Here is a 15,291-nt window from a genome sequence, read left to right as displayed (position 1 = left end):
ATGGCCATTCCAAAATTAACCGCTTACGCGCTGCCGACCGCCGCAGAGCTGCCGACCAGTAAGGTGAACTGGGCGTTTGAGCCCGAGCGCGCGGCGCTGCTGATCCACGATATGCAGGAGTATTTCCTGAACTTCTGGGGCGAAAACAGCGAGATGATGCAGCAGGTGGTGGCGAACATCGCCAGACTGCGCGCCTGGTGCAAAGAACACAATATCCCGGTGTACTACACCGCGCAGCCAAAAGAGCAGAGCGACGACGATCGCGCCCTGCTGAACGACATGTGGGGCCCGGGCCTGACCCGTTCGCCGGAGCAGCAGCGCATCGTCGCCGAGCTGGCGCCGGACGAAGCGGACACGGTGCTGGTGAAGTGGCGCTACAGCGCGTTCCACCGCTCGCCGCTGGAGCAGATGCTGAAAGAGACGGGCCGCAACCAGCTGCTGATTACCGGCGTGTACGCCCACATTGGCTGCATGACCACCGCCACCGACGCCTTTATGCGCGACATTAAGCCGTTCTTCATTGCCGACGCGCTGGCGGATTTCACCCGTGACGAGCACCTGATGTCGCTGAACTATGTGGCCGGACGCTCGGGCCGCGTGGTGATGACCGACGAACTGCTGCCGTCCGTTCCGGCCTCGAAGGCCGCACTGCGCGAGCTTATTCTGCCGCTGCTGGACGAGTCCGACGAGCCGATGGATGACGAAAACCTGATCGACTACGGCCTGGATTCAGTGCGCATGATGGCGCTGGCCGCCCGCTGGCGCAAAGTACACGGCGATATCGACTTCGTGATGCTGGCGAAAAATCCGACCCTCGACGCCTGGTGGGCGCTGCTTTCCCGCGAGGTGAAGTGATGGGATGGGATTTCACCGGTAAAACCGTCTGGGTGACGGGCGCGGGGAAGGGGATTGGCTACGCGACCGCACTGGCATTTGCCGAAGCCGGCGCGCAGGTGACCGGGTTCGATTTGGCCTTCCCGCAGGATCACTATCCGTTTACCACCGAAACGCTGGACGTGGCGGATGCCGCGCAGGTGCATGAGGTGTGCGGGCGCGTGCTGGCTTCGCTCGAACGGCTGGACGTGCTGGTCAACGCGGCGGGCATTCTGCGCATGGGGGCGACGGACCAGCTCTCGCAGAAGGACTGGCAGGACACCTTTGCGGTCAACGTTGGCGGTGCATTCAATCTGTTCCAGCAGACCATGGGGCAGTTCCGCCGTCAGCAGGGCGGGGCGATTGTTACCGTGGCGTCCGACGCGGCGCACGCGCCGCGCATCGGCATGAGCGCCTATGGCGCATCGAAAGCGGCGCTGAAAAGCCTGGCCCTGACCGTCGGGCTGGAGCTGGCAGGCAGCGGCGTGCGCTGCAATCTGGTGTCGCCGGGCTCAACGGACACCGATATGCAGCGCACCCTGTGGAAAAGCGACGATGCGGAGCAGCAGCGCATTCGCGGCTTCGGCGAGCAGTTTAAGCTCGGTATTCCGCTGGGCAAAATTGCCCGTCCTCAGGAGATAGCTGCGACCGTGCTATTCCTTGCCTCCGATGCCGCCAGCCATATCACCCTGCAGGATATCGTGGTGGACGGCGGCTCCACGCTGGGGGCATAAATGATCTGGAAACGTCATTTATCGCTTGAGGAACTGAACGCCACCAGCGTGAATACCCTGGTGGCGAACCTGGGGATCGTCTATACCCGCCTCGGGGATGACGCGCTGGAAGCAGAGATGCCGGTGGATGCGCGTACCCATCAGCCGTTTGGCCTGCTCCACGGCGGGGCCTCGGCGGCGCTGGCGGAAACGCTCGGCTCAATGGCCGGATTTCTGATGACCCGCGACGGGCAGAGCGTGGTGGGAACGGAGCTGAACGCCACGCATCATCGGGCGGTATCCCACGGCACGGTTCGTGGCGTGTGTCAGCCGCTGCATCTTGGGCGTTCGAGCCAGAGCTGGGAGATTGGGGTTTTCGACGAGCAGGGGCGGCGGTGCTGTACCTGCCGGTTGAGTACGATGGTGCTGGGCTAGCCCAGGCAGATCAAAGTGATCGGCTTAACACTGTGGTGTAAATCTCTGGTTTGACCACGCATTATTGCGTTTCAAAGTTGTTAAATTTTTCCGGTTGTTCTAGAAACAAAATGTAACATCTCACTGTTTCACAACAACGGACAACAACTATGAACAACTCAGGGAAATACCTTACATGGGCAGGGCTCTCCGTTGTGGGAGCCTTTGCCCTGGGCTACATCGCCCTCAACCGGGGGGAGCAGATCAACGCGCTCTGGATCGTCGTTGCCTCGGTCTGCGTTTACCTGATCGCCTATCGTTTTTATGGCCGCTATATCGCTAAAAATGTTCTGGCGGTCGATAGCACCCGCATGACGCCTGCCGTCCGCCATAACGACGGTCTGGACTACGTGCCGACCGACAAGAAAGTGCTGTTCGGTCACCATTTTGCGGCGATCGCCGGAGCAGGCCCGCTGGTGGGCCCGGTGCTGGCGGCGCAGATGGGCTACCTGCCGGGGATGATCTGGATCCTCGCCGGGGTGGTGCTGGCGGGGGCGGTGCAGGACTTTATGGTGCTGTTCGTCTCCACCCGCCGCGACGGACGTTCGCTGGGGGAACTGGTGAAAGAGGAGATGGGGGCCACTGCCGGGGTGATTGCGCTGGTGGCGACCTTTATGATCATGGTGATCATCCTCGCGGTGCTGGCGATGATCGTGGTGAAAGCGTTGACCCACAGCCCGTGGGGAACGTATACCGTAGCCTTTACCATTCCGCTGGCGCTGTTCATGGGGATCTACATCCGCTACCTGCGTCCGGGCCGCATTGGTGAAGTGTCGGTGATTGGTCTGGTGTTGCTCGTGTTCGCCATTATCTCCGGCGGCTGGGTGGCGGAAAGCCCGACCTGGGCGCCGTTCTTCGACTTTACCGGCGTACAGCTGACCTGGATGCTGGTGGGCTACGGCTTTGTGGCGGCGGTGCTGCCGGTGTGGCTGCTGCTGGCCCCGCGCGACTACCTTTCAACGTTCCTGAAAATCGGCACCATCGTCGGGCTGGCAATCGGTATTCTGATTATGCGCCCAACGCTGACCATGCCGGCGCTGACCAAATTTATCGACGGTACCGGCCCGGTCTGGACTGGGAATCTCTTCCCGTTCCTGTTTATCACCATCGCCTGCGGTGCGGTGTCGGGCTTCCACGCGCTGATCGCCTCCGGGACGACGCCGAAGATGCTGGCGAATGAAAATCAGGCCTGCCTGATTGGCTACGGCGGCATGCTGATGGAGTCCTTCGTGGCCATCATGGCACTGGTCTCCGCCTGCATTATCGACCCGGGCGTCTACTTCGCGATGAACAGCCCGATGGCGGTCCTGGCTCCGGCCGGTACCGTTGACGTGGTGGCATCTGCCGCGCAGGTGGTGAGCGGCTGGGGCTTCGCGATTACCCCTGATACGTTGACGAGCATCGCCAGCGAAGTGGGCGAGCAGTCCATTATCTCCCGCGCGGGCGGGGCGCCGACGCTGGCGGTGGGCATGGCGTATATTCTCCACGGCGCGCTGGGCGGGCTGATGGACGTGTCGTTCTGGTATCATTTCGCCATTCTGTTTGAAGCGCTGTTTATACTGACGGCGGTGGATGCGGGAACCCGTGCGGCGCGATTTATGCTGCAGGATCTGCTGGGCGTCATCTCCCCGAACCTGAAGCGGACCGACTCGCTCCCGGCTAACCTGCTGGCGACGGCGCTGTGCGTGCTGGCGTGGGGCTATTTCCTGCATCAGGGCGTGGTCGATCCGCTGGGCGGGATTAACACCCTGTGGCCGCTGTTCGGTATCGCCAACCAGATGCTGGCGGGCATGGCGCTGATGCTCTGCGCGGTGGTGCTGTTCAAGATGAAGCGCCAGCGCTATGCGTGGGTGGCGCTGGTGCCTACCGCGTGGCTGCTGATCTGTACCCTGACGGCGGGCTGGCAGAAGGCGTTCAGCCCGGATAACAAGGTGGGCTTCCTGGCAATTGCCAACAAGTTCCAGGCGATGCTCGACAGCGGCAAGATCCCGGCACAGTACACCGAATCACAGCTGTCGCAGCTGGTGTTTAATAACCGTCTGGACGCCGGGCTGACCATCTTCTTTATGGTGGTGGTCGTGGTGCTGGCGTTGTATTCTCTCAAGACCGCGCTGGCGGCATTGAAAGTCGACACGCCAACAGCGAAAGAGACGCCGTATGAGCCAATGCCTGAAAACCTGGAAGAGATTGTGACCCAGGCGAAAGGGGCGCACTAACCTTTGTGCCGGGTGGCGGCTTCGCCTTACCCGGCCTACATTCCCTGTGAGATCAGAATCATGTTCGACACCCTTTCCAAAGCCGGTAAGTACCTGGGCCAGGCCGCCAAAATGATGATTGGCGTGCCGGACTACGACAACTACGTCGAGCATATGCGCGTCAATCATCCGGACCAGACGCCAATGACCTACGAAGAATTTTTCCGTGACCGCCAGGACGCCCGTTACGGCGGCAAGGGCGGGGCGAAGTGCTGTTAACCCTCTTTCGGTAAATAGAGGCTGATCTGCTCCTGCTTGCAGCCGTAGATCGCCGCCAGCTTTTCACGGGTGCGCTTTTGCGGACGGGAGTCCAGCGCTTCCAGCTGTGACACGGCGGACTGGCTGATGCCAAGTTTCTCCGCCACCTCTTGCTGGGATAACCCACGCAGGATACGCCACGCGGCCTGCAGGCTGACGTTCTCGCTATGCATGATGTCGCACACTTCACCCGGTAAACCTACGTTATCGTAGATATCTGATTCGTAAGGGATGTCTTCCCAGTCGTTTTCATCATCGTCATCATACTCAAGCGTGGCTAAACGCATGCGAAAATATTCATCGTAGGGAATGACAACATACTGTTTTTTTCCTTCTTCATCCTTGATGAACTGAATAGTCATATTCCGTATGCTCCTCATGAAGGTAGGTGGTGGTTGTCCGGCGTTTTACCGCCACTACGTAACAGGTATCACCCGGCGGGTCTCCGAAGGTGTAAATGACCCTGTAATCACCTAATCGCAACCTGTAGTGGTTTTCGGGAGAAGATAATTTCTTGATATCCGCGACAGGTGATGTTTTATCATCCATCTTCTCCAGCCTGAATTTAATGCGGTTCTGATATCGCGTATCGATTTTAGAAAATTGCTTCTCTGCTGTTTTTGACCAGACAATCTTCATCCGTACCTCCACTGTACGCCCACACAAAATATAAGGAAATAATAAGACTATTAGATAAATTCCGAATTTCTTATGGGGTACTGTAGAGCGGAGAAAAAATACAGGTAAGAGGCAAAACGCAAACCGTCGAGGCGCCTCGAGAAGGCCTCTGCCGGGCGACAGAGGCTTGCAGGAAATATGCGATCAGGCGTTCAACCCGCCGTCGACATCCAGCCCTGTGCCGGAGATCTGCCCGGCGGCCGGGCTGGCGAGGAAGGTGACCGCCGCCGCGATGTCTTCCGGCTGGCCGTAGTGACCGACTGCGATCATCTGGCGCTGGGCTTCCGCTTGTTCGCCGTCTTCCGGGTTCATATCGCTGTTGGTGGGGCCGGGGTGGACAAGGTTAACGGTAATACCGCGCGGGCCCAGATCGCGCGCCAGGCCGCGGGTGAGGGAGTTAAGGGCAGACTTGGTCATCGAGTAAACGGCAATACCCGGCATCGCCACGCGGTTGGCCAGACAGCTGCCGATGTTGATAATGCGCCCGCCGTCGGACATGTGCACCAGCGCTTCCTGAATGGCGATCACCACGCCGCGAATGTTGACGTTGATGAGCGCGTCGATGTCCGCCAGGGTCATGGATTCCAGCGGGCCGCCACGCGCGATACCTGCGTTGTTGACCAGAATGTCCAGCCCGCCAAGGGAACGCGCCGCATGGGTAACGGCATCCTGAATCGCCTGCGCGCTGGCGCTGTCGGCCTGCACAGCTTCGCTGTGTCGTCCCAGCGCCTTAATCTCCTCAGCGACTGCCTGGGCTTTATCGGCAGATTTTTCATACGTAATAATCACATCCGCACCGGCGCGCGCCAGCGACAGTGCAATAGCCCGACCCAACCCGCGGCTGGCACCGGTAACCAGCGCCTTTTTACCTGTTAAATCGATCTGCATGATGACCTCGTTACGAGAGTGGTAAGAATCATCATTAGGTATAGACGGTCAGGGAGATTAACGGCTGAAGTATTCCACCTTCTCAAACGCCGCGCGCAGAACCTCAGGCGTTAACGTCACCGGCAGATAATGAATTGACTCCACCGGACGCAGAGTGTGGGCAATCACCCTATCCAGCTCGTCGCGGTTGTGAATATCGACCTCCAGCGCGCGAAGCGTGGTCGGCAGGTTAAAACGTCGATACGCTGAGACCAGCTGTGCCAGCACGTCGTCCTGGCCGAGCAGGGCGCTCTGCACCAGAATGCCGTAGGCCACCTTGGTACCATGCAGGTATTTTTCCGTCTGCGGCAGCACGGTTAAGCCGTTGTGCACCGCATGCGCCGCCGCCACGCGGGTATAGCGCTCGCCCAGACCGCCGACCATTCCGCCGCCGGCGATTATCGCATCCACCACGTCCCGAAAGACCTGCGTCTGTTCGCCGCGCTGCTGGTCGGCCAGCGCTTCCTCACTGCGCTCCAGCAGCACGTCGCGGATCGCCAGCGCGCCGTTGATGCCCAGCCGCACGGTCAGCGGCAGGTTTTCAGGCTGCGGAGCAAGCACTACCGCTTCGTACCACTTCGCCAGCGTATCGCCGATACCCGCCAGCAGATATTCCGCGGGTGCGTTAAGAATGATCTGTGGCTCTACCAGCACCAGGAAGTTGGCGTCATCGAAGATCTCAAAATGCAGCGCCTGCCCGGCATCGTTGTACCAGACGGAGAGCGGGGTCCATGCCGCGCAGGTAGCGGCAATGGTGGGGATACCCACGAACGGCACGCCCAGACGACGCGCCACGGCCTTGACGGTATCCAGCACCGCGCCGCCGCCGACGCCAATCACCACGCTGGCATCACTGCCGGATTTATTCGCAAGATGGGTGACGTCGCGCTCGCTGCAGTGGCCTTTAAACAGCAGGTGTTTCGCCCCCGGCGCGTGAAAGCTCTCCGGCAGGAACGGGCGCGCGCCGTCGATAGCGCGCTCGCCGTAAATCCACACCGCGCGGGAAAGCTGCTCCTGGGTAAAGAAGTCATTCAGATGCGCAAGGCTTCCGGGATGGGAGAAGTAGTTCGCCGGGCCAGGCACGACGCGGATATCGGTGTTGCTCATGGTGTTGTCCTTTTTTAGCAAGCGCTAACCCGATGTTATGTCTGGACATCCGGATGGCTAATAATATTTCGCTTTAACTTATGCCTTTTCCGTCGTTGTCAGTCAACCGGAGCTGTGAAAAATTCGATAAATCAGAAGAGTAATGAAGGATTTACGCGGATGGTTTCCAGTCGCCTTGAAATGTGCGGTATCAGCCTGGCCTTTTCCGGGTTTCAGGCGCTGTCGCGCGTGAACTTCACCTTAACCGGCGGATCGGTACATGCGCTGACCGGCGCCAACGGCGCGGGGAAATCGACGCTGATGGCGGTGCTGTGCGGGACGCACGACCACTATGAAGGCGAAATCTCCATTAATAACCAGCCGGTAAGCATCCGCGAACCGCTCGACGCCAAACGGCTGGGCATCCACCTTGTGCAGCAGGAGGTGGACGTGGCGCTGATCCCGGGGTTAAGCATCGCCGAGAACATCATGCTCGACCAGCTGGCGCAGCCGGGGCATCGCTTTAACTGGCGCGTGATCCGCCAGCAGGCGAGACAGGCGCTGGCGCAGCTGGACGTTGCTCTGGACGTACGGCGTTCCATCGACAGCTGCACGCTTGCCGAAAAGCAACAGATTTTGCTGGCGCGCGCCCTGTCACACCACTGCCGTTTTCTCATTCTTGATGAGCCCACCGCGCCGTTGGACGCGCACGAGAGTGAGCGCCTGTTTGCGGTGGTGAGACGGTTAAAGCAGCAGGGCATCGGCGTGGTGTTTATCTCCCACCGCATTCACGAGCTGAAGGCCATCTGCGACACCCTGACGGTGCTGCGCGACGGCAAGCTGATCGAGTCCGGCCCGATGGCCGATCTCAGCGGCGAAGCGATCGTCGAGAAGATGCTCGGCCACGTGCTGAGCGATATCTACCCGCCCGCGCGGCCGCCGCACGGCGACGAAACGTTGCTGCGGGTAGAAGGGCTGCACGACGACGCGCTGCTGAAAGATATCTCCTTGCACCTGCGTAAGGGCGAAATTCTCGGTATTGCTGGGCTGGCGGGCGCGGGCAAAACCGAACTCTGTAAGGCGCTGTTTGGCGCCAGCAAAAGCCGCGTGTCGCGCGGTGAGTTGAATCAACAACCCTGGCAGCCGCGCGACCCGGCGGACTCGGTGCTGCGCGGCCTGGCGCTGGTGCCGGAAGAGCGGCGCAAAGAGGGCATTTTTATCGACGAGCCGGTGAGCATGAACCTTGCCGTGTGCGCCGATAACAGCTTCTCGCGCTGGAGCCTGTTCGGCCATCGTCAGGCGTGGCGCTGGGCGGAGGAGGTGATCGCCCGCGTCGGCGTGCGCGCCCGCGGTCCCGGACAGGTTTTGCGACGTTTGTCCGGCGGCAACCAGCAGAAGGTCGCCATCGGCAAGTGGCTGCGCAATGACGCGAGCGTGCTGATCTTCGACGAGCCGACCAAAGGCGTGGACGTGAAGGCCAAAACCGATCTGTTCCAGCTAATTGACGGCCTGGCGCGCGAGGGCAAAGGGGTGATTTACGCCTCCGGCGAGTTTGCCGAGCTGGTCGGGCTGTGCGACCGCATCTGCGTGCTGTGGGACGGGCGCATCGTGGCGGAAATCGCCGGGGCCGAGGCCCGTGAAGAGACACTACTTTATTATTCAACCGGAGGAACGGCGTCGTGAGCAAGGCCCTTTCAGTAAACGCGACGGCGTCTGGCCGTCAGCAGATTTTCGATTTTCTCTACAAGTGGGGCATGCTGTTAACCGTCGTCGCGCTGGTGGCCGTCTTTGGCCTGGCGTCGGACAGCTTCCTCGATCCAAACAACATCATCAATATTCTGCGTTCGATTGCCATCGTGACGGTGATAGCTATCGGCGTGTCGATATCGCTGACCATCGGCGGGTTCGATCTCTCCGTAGGATCGACCGCGTCGCTGGCGAACGCGCTGGTGATTTCCCTTTTCGTCTGGCACGGCTTCGGCACCACCGAGTCGATTCTGATCACCCTCGCGCTCTGCACGCTGGTGGGGCTGTTTAACGCCTTTCTGATCGTCATCCTGCGCATTCCGGACATGCTCGCGACGCTGGCCAGCCTGTTTGTGATCCAGGGCGTGGCGATGACCTACAGCTACGGCGGGTCGATTACCGAGAACATGGTGCTGCCGAGCGGCGACATGGCGGAAGGCACCATTCCGGCGACGTTCAGCCTGCTGGGGCAGGTGCCGACGATTGTGATCATCATGCTGGTGGTGACGGTTCTGGCGCAGCTGGGGCTGTCGCTCACCACTCACGGTCGTCGGATGTACGCCATTGGCGGCAACCCGGAGGCGGCGCGTCTCTCGGGGATTCGCACCACCCGCTACAAGGTGGCGGCCTACGTGATTGCCTCCCTGCTGGCGGGCCTGGGCGGGATTTTGCTGGCCTCGCGCATTGGCTCATCGCAGGTAAACGCGGGCGGCGGTTACCTGATGGATGCGGTGGCGGCGGCGTGGATTGGTTTCTCGCTGGCCGGGTCCGGCAAGCCGAATGCGCTGGGGACCCTGGTCGGGGCGGTTATTCTCGGCGTGCTGTCGAACGGGCTGGTGATGCTCTCCGTGCCGTATTACGCCATGGACATTATAAAAGGGCTGGTGCTCGCGGTAGCGCTGGCGATTACCTATATACAAAAACGCTGACAACACAACGGGATAAAAAATGAAGAAGATTGCACTCTCTTTGGTGGCATTAGGGTTATTCACCGCTCTGCCTGGCTTCGCGGCCACGCCCGCACCGCTTCCGGCGGCCATTGCCAACCATGACGGCCCCATTCGCATCGCGGTGATCCGTAACCTCGGCTCAGACGACAACACCACGCAGTTTGTTGCCGGGGCCATTCAGGAAGGGAAAAAGCTTGGCTTTAAGGTCAGCACCTTTTTAAGCAACGGGGACGACGCCAAATTCCAGGACTTCGTGAACCAGGCCATCAGCCAGAAGTACGACGGGATTATCCTTTCTCAGGGCCGCGATCCGTACTCCACCGCGCTGGTGAAAAAGGCGGTGGATGCCGGGATTAAGGTCGCGGTATTTGATACGGCGGTCAACGGCGAGATCCCGGGCGTGACCGTCACCCAGCAGGACGATGCCTCCCTGACGAACCTCTCCTTCGGCCAGCTGGCGAAAGATTTCAACGGCAAGGCCAATATCGTCAAGCTGTGGGTGGCGGGCTTCCCGCCGATGGAGCGTCGTCAGGCGGCGTATAAAGAGTTGCAAAAACAGTACCCGGACATCAAAGAGCTGGAGTCTATCGGCGCGGTCTCTTCTGACGTGCAGGGCGACACCGCCAACAAGGTAGGTGCGATTCTGGCGAAATACCCGAAAGGTAAAATCGACGCCATCTGGGGAACCTGGGACGCCTTCAGTCAGGGCGCCTACAAAGCGCTGAAAGAGAACGGCCGTACCGAGATCAAACTCTACAGCATCGACATCTCCAACCAGGATCTGCAGCTGATGCGCGAGCCGGGCAGCCCATGGAAGGTGAGCGTGGCGGTGGATCCGAAGCTGATTGGGGCGACCAACGTGCGTCTGGTGGCGAACAAAATTGCCGGGGAAGCCACGCCTGCGACCTACGATTTTAAGGCGGCCGCTATTCCGCAGGCGCTGCTGACCGCCCAGCCGGGCGCGGTGAACGTGGCGTCGCTGGGGAAAATCATTCCGGGCTGGGGCCAGACGGAAGATTTTATCGCCCCGTGGTTTGCGACGCTGGAAGCCAGGTCAAAATAATGCCCGGTGGCGCTTCGCTTACCGGGCCTACGGTGTTGTAGGTCGGATAAGGCGAAGCCGCCATCCGGCGAAAGGACTCAACTATGTCTGCATTACCTCAACCCGAATACAGCCGCAACATGCGGCTGATTGGCCATAGCGATCAGGGCGGTCGCCCGGACGGCGTGCAACTGATGGTGCACCGCGGTTTCGCTTATATCGGCCATATGGTGTCGCAGGGCTTTTCGATTGTCGACGTGCGCGATCCGAAAAACCCGAAAGCGGCGGGCTACGTGCCCGCGCCGCCCGGCACCTGGAACGTACATCTGCAGGCGCATGATGACCTGCTGCTGGTCATCAACGCCCGGGATCTGTTTGCCGATGCCCGCTTTGCCGACGAGAAGGTCTACTACACCCGCCAGGTGGGCGAGACTGTCCGCGACGTGCAGGACAAAGGCTGGAGCGCCGGGCTGCGCGTGTTTGATATCTCCACTCCGGACAGGCCGCGCGAAATCGGCTTTCTGTCGCTAAGCGGGATTGGCATTCACCGCATCTGGTACGTCGGTGGCCGCTGGGCGTACGTGTCAGCGCTGATCGACGGTTTTACCGACTACATCTTTCTGACGATCGATCTGGCCGACCCGCGTAAGCCTGAGGTGGCAGGGCGCTGGTGGCTGCCGGGGATGAACCAGGCCGAAGGCGAACAGCCGAACTGGCCGGAAGGGAAACGCTACGCGCTCCACCATGCGATTATTGCCGGCGATACCGCGTACGGCAGCTGGCGCGACGGCGGCCTGACGCTGCTGGACGTGAAGGATCGTACCCGTCCTAAGCTCATTAGCCACCGTAACTGGAGCCCGCCGTTTGGCGGCGGCACGCACACCGCGCTGCCGCTGCCGGACCGCGATCTGCTGGTGGTGCTGGATGAAGCGGTGCTCGACAACCAGGAGGACGGGGAGAAGCTGATCTGGCTGTTTGATATCCGCGAGCCGTCGAACCCGGTAAGCATCTCTACCTTCCCACAGCCGGACGAAACTGACTACGTGGCGAAAGGGGCGCATTTCGGGCCGCACAACCTGCACGAGAACCGGCCGGGGAGCTTTGTCAGCTCCACGCTGATTTTTGCCACGTATCAGAATGCGGGCGTGCGCGCGTATGATATTTCCAATCCGTATCGTCCGGTTGAAACGGGGGCGCTGGTGCCTGCCGCGCCGGCGAAAATGATGGATACCCGCCCGAATCGCCCGCAGGTGATCCAGTCATGTGACGTGTTCGTGGATGCGCAGGGAATTATCTACAGCACGGACTATAACGGTGGGTTGTCGGTGATTGAGTATTTGGGGTGAGTTTTTGCCGGGTGGCGGCTTCGCCTTACCCGGCCTACATTTTGCAGCCGTAGGCCCGGTAAGCGCAGCACCACCGGGCACAAAGCCGGCACTCAGCTGTACTGCCGCACCCGCGCCACCAGATCTTCCGCGCTGTCGATACGGTCAGCAATAACAATCAGCGCCTTGCCGAGCGTTATCGCGTGGCGAAGGCATTCGTGGCGCATCGCCTCGTCCTGAATGGTGTCGATATCCGCGACGTGGGAAAGCCCGACGCTGCGGCGAATCAGCTCGGTGCCGCAGAATCCAATGGCGTCATGCCAGACCTTTTTCAGGAAGGCGGAGGCATAGCCCGGCGCGCTGAGCGCGGCGTCACGTGTTTTCTCATGTGCCAGCGCCTGGAAGCGCTCCGCGAAGGTGTTCCACAGTTCCTGAATATCGGTCAGGCGCTGTTCGCGGGCGGCGGCGGCATCGCGAATGCCCAGATGTCCCGGCAGGCCGCAGAAGTTCAGCAGCAGGTTGCCGATAGCGGTGCCGACGTCAAAGCCCATCGGCCCGAAATAGCCGAACTCGGCGTCGATGGCCTTCAGGCTGCCGTCGGCCACAAAAATCGAGCCGCTGTGGATATCCCCGTGCAGCAGGGCTTCAGCCTGAGAAAAGAAACGGTGCTTCAGGGAGGCCACGGCAATTTTCAGCTGGGCGTCGTCGCGCAGCGCGGCGACGTCATTTTCCAGCTCGGCCGGGTAGCTGTTGCGTTCGTGGATCTGGTACGGATCGTTGAAGAACAGATCTTCGGTGATCTCGCACATCTCCGGGTTGATAAATTTCGCCACCTGCGCTTTTTTCTCGTGCGGGTGCAGGTAGAAATCGCTGGTGTGGAACAGCGCGTGCGCGAGGTATTCACCCAGCTGACGCGCCGCCTGCGGGTAATAATTATTTTTGATCAGCTCGCCGCGCCAGATGCGATGGCTGGAGAGATCTTCCATCACCATCACCGCCAGTTCCGGGTCAAAGTGGTGGATTTTCACCGTGTGCTGCGGACTGTGCCGGTAGTGCTCGACCAGGGTTTGCGCCTCCAGACGGGCGCGGTCCAGCGTCAGCGGCCAGGACTCGCCGACGCAGCGCACGTAGGGCAGCGCCTGCTTAACGATGATGCGGCTCACGCCCGCGCTGTCGAAGATTTTGAACACCAGATTGAGGTTGCCGTCGCCTACCTCCTGCGCCTCCACCAGCGATGAAGGATCGTCAAGGCCGCCAAACTGCCTGGCATATTCCACGGCGTCCTGAGCGGTAAAGGTACGGTATTGCGACATGGCCTGCTCCTCACGGGTTTGCTAATAAAGACATGTAGACGTCTATACATCTGGATTTCATCCTGACACAATGTGCTACAACAACGCAACAGGGAATTAACGACATGCAGACATTACAGACGACCAGCCTGCGGGTAGCGGATAATCAGCTCTTTATTCTCGACCAGCAGGCCCTTCCGCAGGAGAAACGCTGGCTGGATGCCTCAACGGTAGAGGCGCTGGTGGGGCATATTCACGCCCTGCGGGTGCGCGGCGCGCCGCTGATCGGTCTCTCTGCAAGTCTGCTGCTGGCGCTGCTGGCGGAAAACGGCAAAAGCCGTGACGAGCTGGCGGTTGCGCTGGAAACCCTGCGCGCATCCCGCCCGACGGCGGTGAACCTGATGAACAACCTTGACCGCATGAAGCTGGCGCTGTGGCAGGAAGAGTATGTTCCGGCGCTGGTGGCGGAGGCGCTGCGCCTGATCGACGAAGACAAACGACTCTGTGACGCCATTGCGAGAGCGGGCAGCGCGCTGGTGAAGCCCGGCAGCCGCCTGCTGACCCACTGCAACACCGGCGGGCTGGCAACGGCGGGCGTAGGCACCGCGCTGGGCGTGATTGCTCGCGCGCATCAGGAAGGCAAGGTTAGCAACGTCTGGGTCGATGAAACCCGTCCGCTGCTGCAAGGGGGAAGATTAACCGCCTGGGAACTTGGCGAGCTGGGCGTGCCGTATCAGCTGATTACCGACTCCATGGCCGCCAGCCTGATGGCGAAAGGGCAGGTGGACGCCGTATGGGTGGGTGCAGACCGCATTGCCGCCAACGGCGACGTGGCGAACAAGATTGGCACCTATTCCCTGGCGGTGCTGGCGAAATTCCACGGCATTCCGTTCTACGTGGCCGCGCCGCAAACGACCCTCGACCCGGACTGCCCGAACGGCGACGCGATCCCGATTGAGCAGCGCGCCGCCAGCGAGGTGACGGGCGTCGCCGGAAGCTTTGGCGCGGTGCAGTGGGCGCCGGAAAACGCGCAAGTCTACAACCCGGCGTTTGACGTAACGCCCGCTTCGCTGATTAGCGGCTGGGTGCTGGATACGGGTGTGGTCACGCCGGAATCGGTGGCAAACGGCAAATTCGCCTGAGTCCGGCTATCCTTTAAGGGGTTCCCTTAAGAGGACAATATCGTGACGCTCGATCCTGAAACAGACTTAAAACTGGAGCGCGTGGTGGATGCCCCGCGCGACCTGCTGTGGCTCTGCTGGACTACGCCCGAGCATATCAAAAACTTCTTCATTCCTGCTCCCCATAAGGTGATCGAATGCGACCTTGACCTCCGCGTGGGCGGACGGTTCAACACCGTGTTTGAGGTGGACGGTCAGCGGATGGATAACCGGGGTGTGTTCCTTGAAATCGACCCGGGAAAAAAGCTGGTCTTTACCGACGGCTATACCGAAGGCTGGAAACCAACCGAGAAGCCGTTTATGACGGCGATCCTGCTGCTGGAAGAGATGGGCGAGGGCAAAACCCGCTATACGGCGATTGCGCGCCACCCCACGAAGGAAATCCGCGAGCAGCACGAGCAGATGGGCTTCCACGAAGGGTGGGGGATAGTGCTGGATCAGCTGGTGGAGTATGTGAAGGGGCTAAACGCGTAGTGCGCGCTGGTGCCCTC

At 60.6% G+C, this 15,291-nt stretch carries 16 protein-coding genes; 11 read left to right on the top strand and 5 right to left on the bottom strand.

What is annotated here, in order from left to right; translation table 11 throughout:
• From ACMGGE_RS11040 to ACMGGE_RS11020, 5 genes are all read left to right on the top strand, one after another.
• Entirely contained in the window at window positions 1-855 is an 855-nt protein-coding gene (locus ACMGGE_RS11040) for an isochorismatase (protein WP_045909619.1), read from the top strand.
• Window positions 855-1,607 (top strand): 2,3-dihydro-2,3-dihydroxybenzoate dehydrogenase EntA, encoded by a 753-nt coding sequence (gene entA / locus ACMGGE_RS11035; RefSeq protein WP_234081434.1) that lies wholly within the window; start codon window positions 855-857, stop codon window positions 1,605-1,607. Before ACMGGE_RS11040 ends, entA begins: the two co-directional genes overlap by 1 nt.
• Window positions 1,608-2,021 (top strand): proofreading thioesterase EntH, encoded by a 414-nt coding sequence (gene entH / locus ACMGGE_RS11030; protein WP_021242608.1) that lies wholly within the window; start codon window positions 1,608-1,610, stop codon window positions 2,019-2,021.
• 149 nt (window positions 2,022-2,170) lie between these two features.
• A complete protein-coding gene (gene cstA, locus ACMGGE_RS11025) occupies window positions 2,171-4,276 on the top strand; it encodes a pyruvate/proton symporter CstA (protein WP_223540135.1) in 2,106 nt (701 codons plus the stop codon).
• 60 nt (window positions 4,277-4,336) lie between these two features.
• A complete protein-coding gene (locus ACMGGE_RS11020) occupies window positions 4,337-4,534 on the top strand; it encodes a YbdD/YjiX family protein (protein WP_006809671.1) in 198 nt (65 codons plus the stop codon).
• Here ACMGGE_RS11020 and ACMGGE_RS11015 read toward each other — a convergent pair.
• From ACMGGE_RS11015 to ACMGGE_RS11000, 4 genes are all read right to left on the bottom strand, one after another.
• Entirely contained in the window at window positions 4,531-4,935 is a 405-nt protein-coding gene (locus ACMGGE_RS11015; protein WP_262823000.1) for a helix-turn-helix domain-containing protein, read from the bottom strand. The genes ACMGGE_RS11020 and ACMGGE_RS11015 overlap by 4 nt on opposite strands.
• Window positions 4,910-5,212 (bottom strand): type II toxin-antitoxin system RelE family toxin, encoded by a 303-nt coding sequence (locus ACMGGE_RS11010; RefSeq protein WP_017899060.1) that lies wholly within the window; start codon window positions 5,210-5,212, stop codon window positions 4,910-4,912. Before ACMGGE_RS11010 ends, ACMGGE_RS11015 begins: the two co-directional genes overlap by 26 nt.
• 183 nt (window positions 5,213-5,395) lie before the next feature.
• The gene (locus tag ACMGGE_RS11005) at window positions 5,396-6,139 is read right to left on the bottom strand and encodes an SDR family NAD(P)-dependent oxidoreductase (protein ID WP_045909613.1); all 744 of its coding nucleotides are present in this window, start codon (window positions 6,137-6,139) and stop codon (window positions 5,396-5,398) included.
• Between the two features lie 57 nt (window positions 6,140-6,196).
• Entirely contained in the window at window positions 6,197-7,285 is a 1,089-nt protein-coding gene (locus ACMGGE_RS11000; RefSeq protein ID WP_420293747.1) for an oxidoreductase, read from the bottom strand.
• A gap of 159 nt (window positions 7,286-7,444) precedes the next feature.
• On the opposite strand from ACMGGE_RS11000, the gene ACMGGE_RS10995 reads away from it, so the two are divergent.
• From ACMGGE_RS10995 to ACMGGE_RS10980, 4 genes are all read left to right on the top strand, one after another.
• The gene (locus ACMGGE_RS10995; protein ID WP_420293746.1) at window positions 7,445-8,947 is read left to right on the top strand and encodes a sugar ABC transporter ATP-binding protein; all 1,503 of its coding nucleotides are present in this window, start codon (window positions 7,445-7,447) and stop codon (window positions 8,945-8,947) included.
• Complete coding sequence (locus tag ACMGGE_RS10990) at window positions 8,944-9,939, top strand: ABC transporter permease (RefSeq protein ID WP_045909610.1); 996 nt, start codon at window positions 8,944-8,946, stop codon at window positions 9,937-9,939. The genes ACMGGE_RS10995 and ACMGGE_RS10990 overlap by 4 nt, the downstream gene beginning before the upstream one ends.
• Before the next feature lie 19 nt (window positions 9,940-9,958).
• Complete coding sequence (locus ACMGGE_RS10985) at window positions 9,959-11,023, top strand: sugar ABC transporter substrate-binding protein (protein WP_420293745.1); 1,065 nt, start codon at window positions 9,959-9,961, stop codon at window positions 11,021-11,023.
• Between the two features lie 83 nt (window positions 11,024-11,106).
• Window positions 11,107-12,348 (top strand): LVIVD repeat-containing protein, encoded by a 1,242-nt coding sequence (locus ACMGGE_RS10980; RefSeq protein WP_063621121.1) that lies wholly within the window; start codon window positions 11,107-11,109, stop codon window positions 12,346-12,348.
• 92 nt (window positions 12,349-12,440) lie between these two features.
• Here the strand turns inward: ACMGGE_RS10980 and mtnK are convergent, their stop codons facing one another.
• Entirely contained in the window at window positions 12,441-13,640 is a 1,200-nt protein-coding gene (gene mtnK, locus ACMGGE_RS10975; protein WP_045909608.1) for an S-methyl-5-thioribose kinase, read from the bottom strand.
• A 104-nt stretch (window positions 13,641-13,744) separates the two neighbouring features.
• Here mtnK and mtnA point away from each other — a divergent pair, with 104 nt between their 5' ends.
• The gene (gene mtnA, locus ACMGGE_RS10970) at window positions 13,745-14,761 is read left to right on the top strand and encodes an S-methyl-5-thioribose-1-phosphate isomerase (RefSeq protein WP_420293744.1); all 1,017 of its coding nucleotides are present in this window, start codon (window positions 13,745-13,747) and stop codon (window positions 14,759-14,761) included.
• A gap of 42 nt (window positions 14,762-14,803) precedes the next feature.
• Entirely contained in the window at window positions 14,804-15,274 is a 471-nt protein-coding gene (locus ACMGGE_RS10965) for an SRPBCC family protein (protein ID WP_420293743.1), read from the top strand.
• Window positions 15,275-15,291 lie beyond the last annotated feature (17 nt).

It is taken from the genome of Enterobacter sp. BNK-22, assembly GCF_048684805.1.
GTDB classification, from domain to species: Bacteria; Pseudomonadota; Gammaproteobacteria; order Enterobacterales; family Enterobacteriaceae; genus Enterobacter; species Enterobacter quasiroggenkampii.
Note: the sequence above shows the minus strand (reverse complement) of the source record. Positions and strands in the feature narration are given on the sequence as shown.

What these genes read in the sequence shown, in the direction of transcription:
- ACMGGE_RS11040 (WP_045909619.1), top strand. Translation starts at nt 1, where the DNA reads ATGGCCATTCCAAAATTAACCGCTTACGCGCTGCCGACCGCCGCAGAG.
- entA (WP_234081434.1), top strand. Translation starts at nt 855, where the DNA reads ATGGGATGGGATTTCACCGGTAAAACCGTCTGGGTGACGGGCGCGGGG.
- entH (WP_021242608.1), top strand. Translation starts at nt 1,608, where the DNA reads ATGATCTGGAAACGTCATTTATCGCTTGAGGAACTGAACGCCACCAGC.
- cstA (WP_223540135.1), top strand. Translation starts at nt 2,171, where the DNA reads ATGAACAACTCAGGGAAATACCTTACATGGGCAGGGCTCTCCGTTGTG.
- ACMGGE_RS11020 (WP_006809671.1), top strand. Translation starts at nt 4,337, where the DNA reads ATGTTCGACACCCTTTCCAAAGCCGGTAAGTACCTGGGCCAGGCCGCC.
- ACMGGE_RS11015 (WP_262823000.1), bottom strand. Translation starts at nt 4,935, where the DNA reads ATGACTATTCAGTTCATCAAGGATGAAGAAGGAAAAAAACAGTATGTT.
- ACMGGE_RS11010 (WP_017899060.1), bottom strand. Translation starts at nt 5,212, where the DNA reads ATGAAGATTGTCTGGTCAAAAACAGCAGAGAAGCAATTTTCTAAAATC.
- ACMGGE_RS11005 (WP_045909613.1), bottom strand. Translation starts at nt 6,139, where the DNA reads ATGCAGATCGATTTAACAGGTAAAAAGGCGCTGGTTACCGGTGCCAGC.
- ACMGGE_RS11000 (WP_420293747.1), bottom strand. Translation starts at nt 7,285, where the DNA reads ATGAGCAACACCGATATCCGCGTCGTGCCTGGCCCGGCGAACTACTTC.
- ACMGGE_RS10995 (WP_420293746.1), top strand. Translation starts at nt 7,445, where the DNA reads ATGGTTTCCAGTCGCCTTGAAATGTGCGGTATCAGCCTGGCCTTTTCC.
- ACMGGE_RS10985 (WP_420293745.1), top strand. Translation starts at nt 9,959, where the DNA reads ATGAAGAAGATTGCACTCTCTTTGGTGGCATTAGGGTTATTCACCGCT.
- ACMGGE_RS10980 (WP_063621121.1), top strand. Translation starts at nt 11,107, where the DNA reads ATGTCTGCATTACCTCAACCCGAATACAGCCGCAACATGCGGCTGATT.
- mtnK (WP_045909608.1), bottom strand. Translation starts at nt 13,640, where the DNA reads ATGTCGCAATACCGTACCTTTACCGCTCAGGACGCCGTGGAATATGCC.
- mtnA (WP_420293744.1), top strand. Translation starts at nt 13,745, where the DNA reads ATGCAGACATTACAGACGACCAGCCTGCGGGTAGCGGATAATCAGCTC.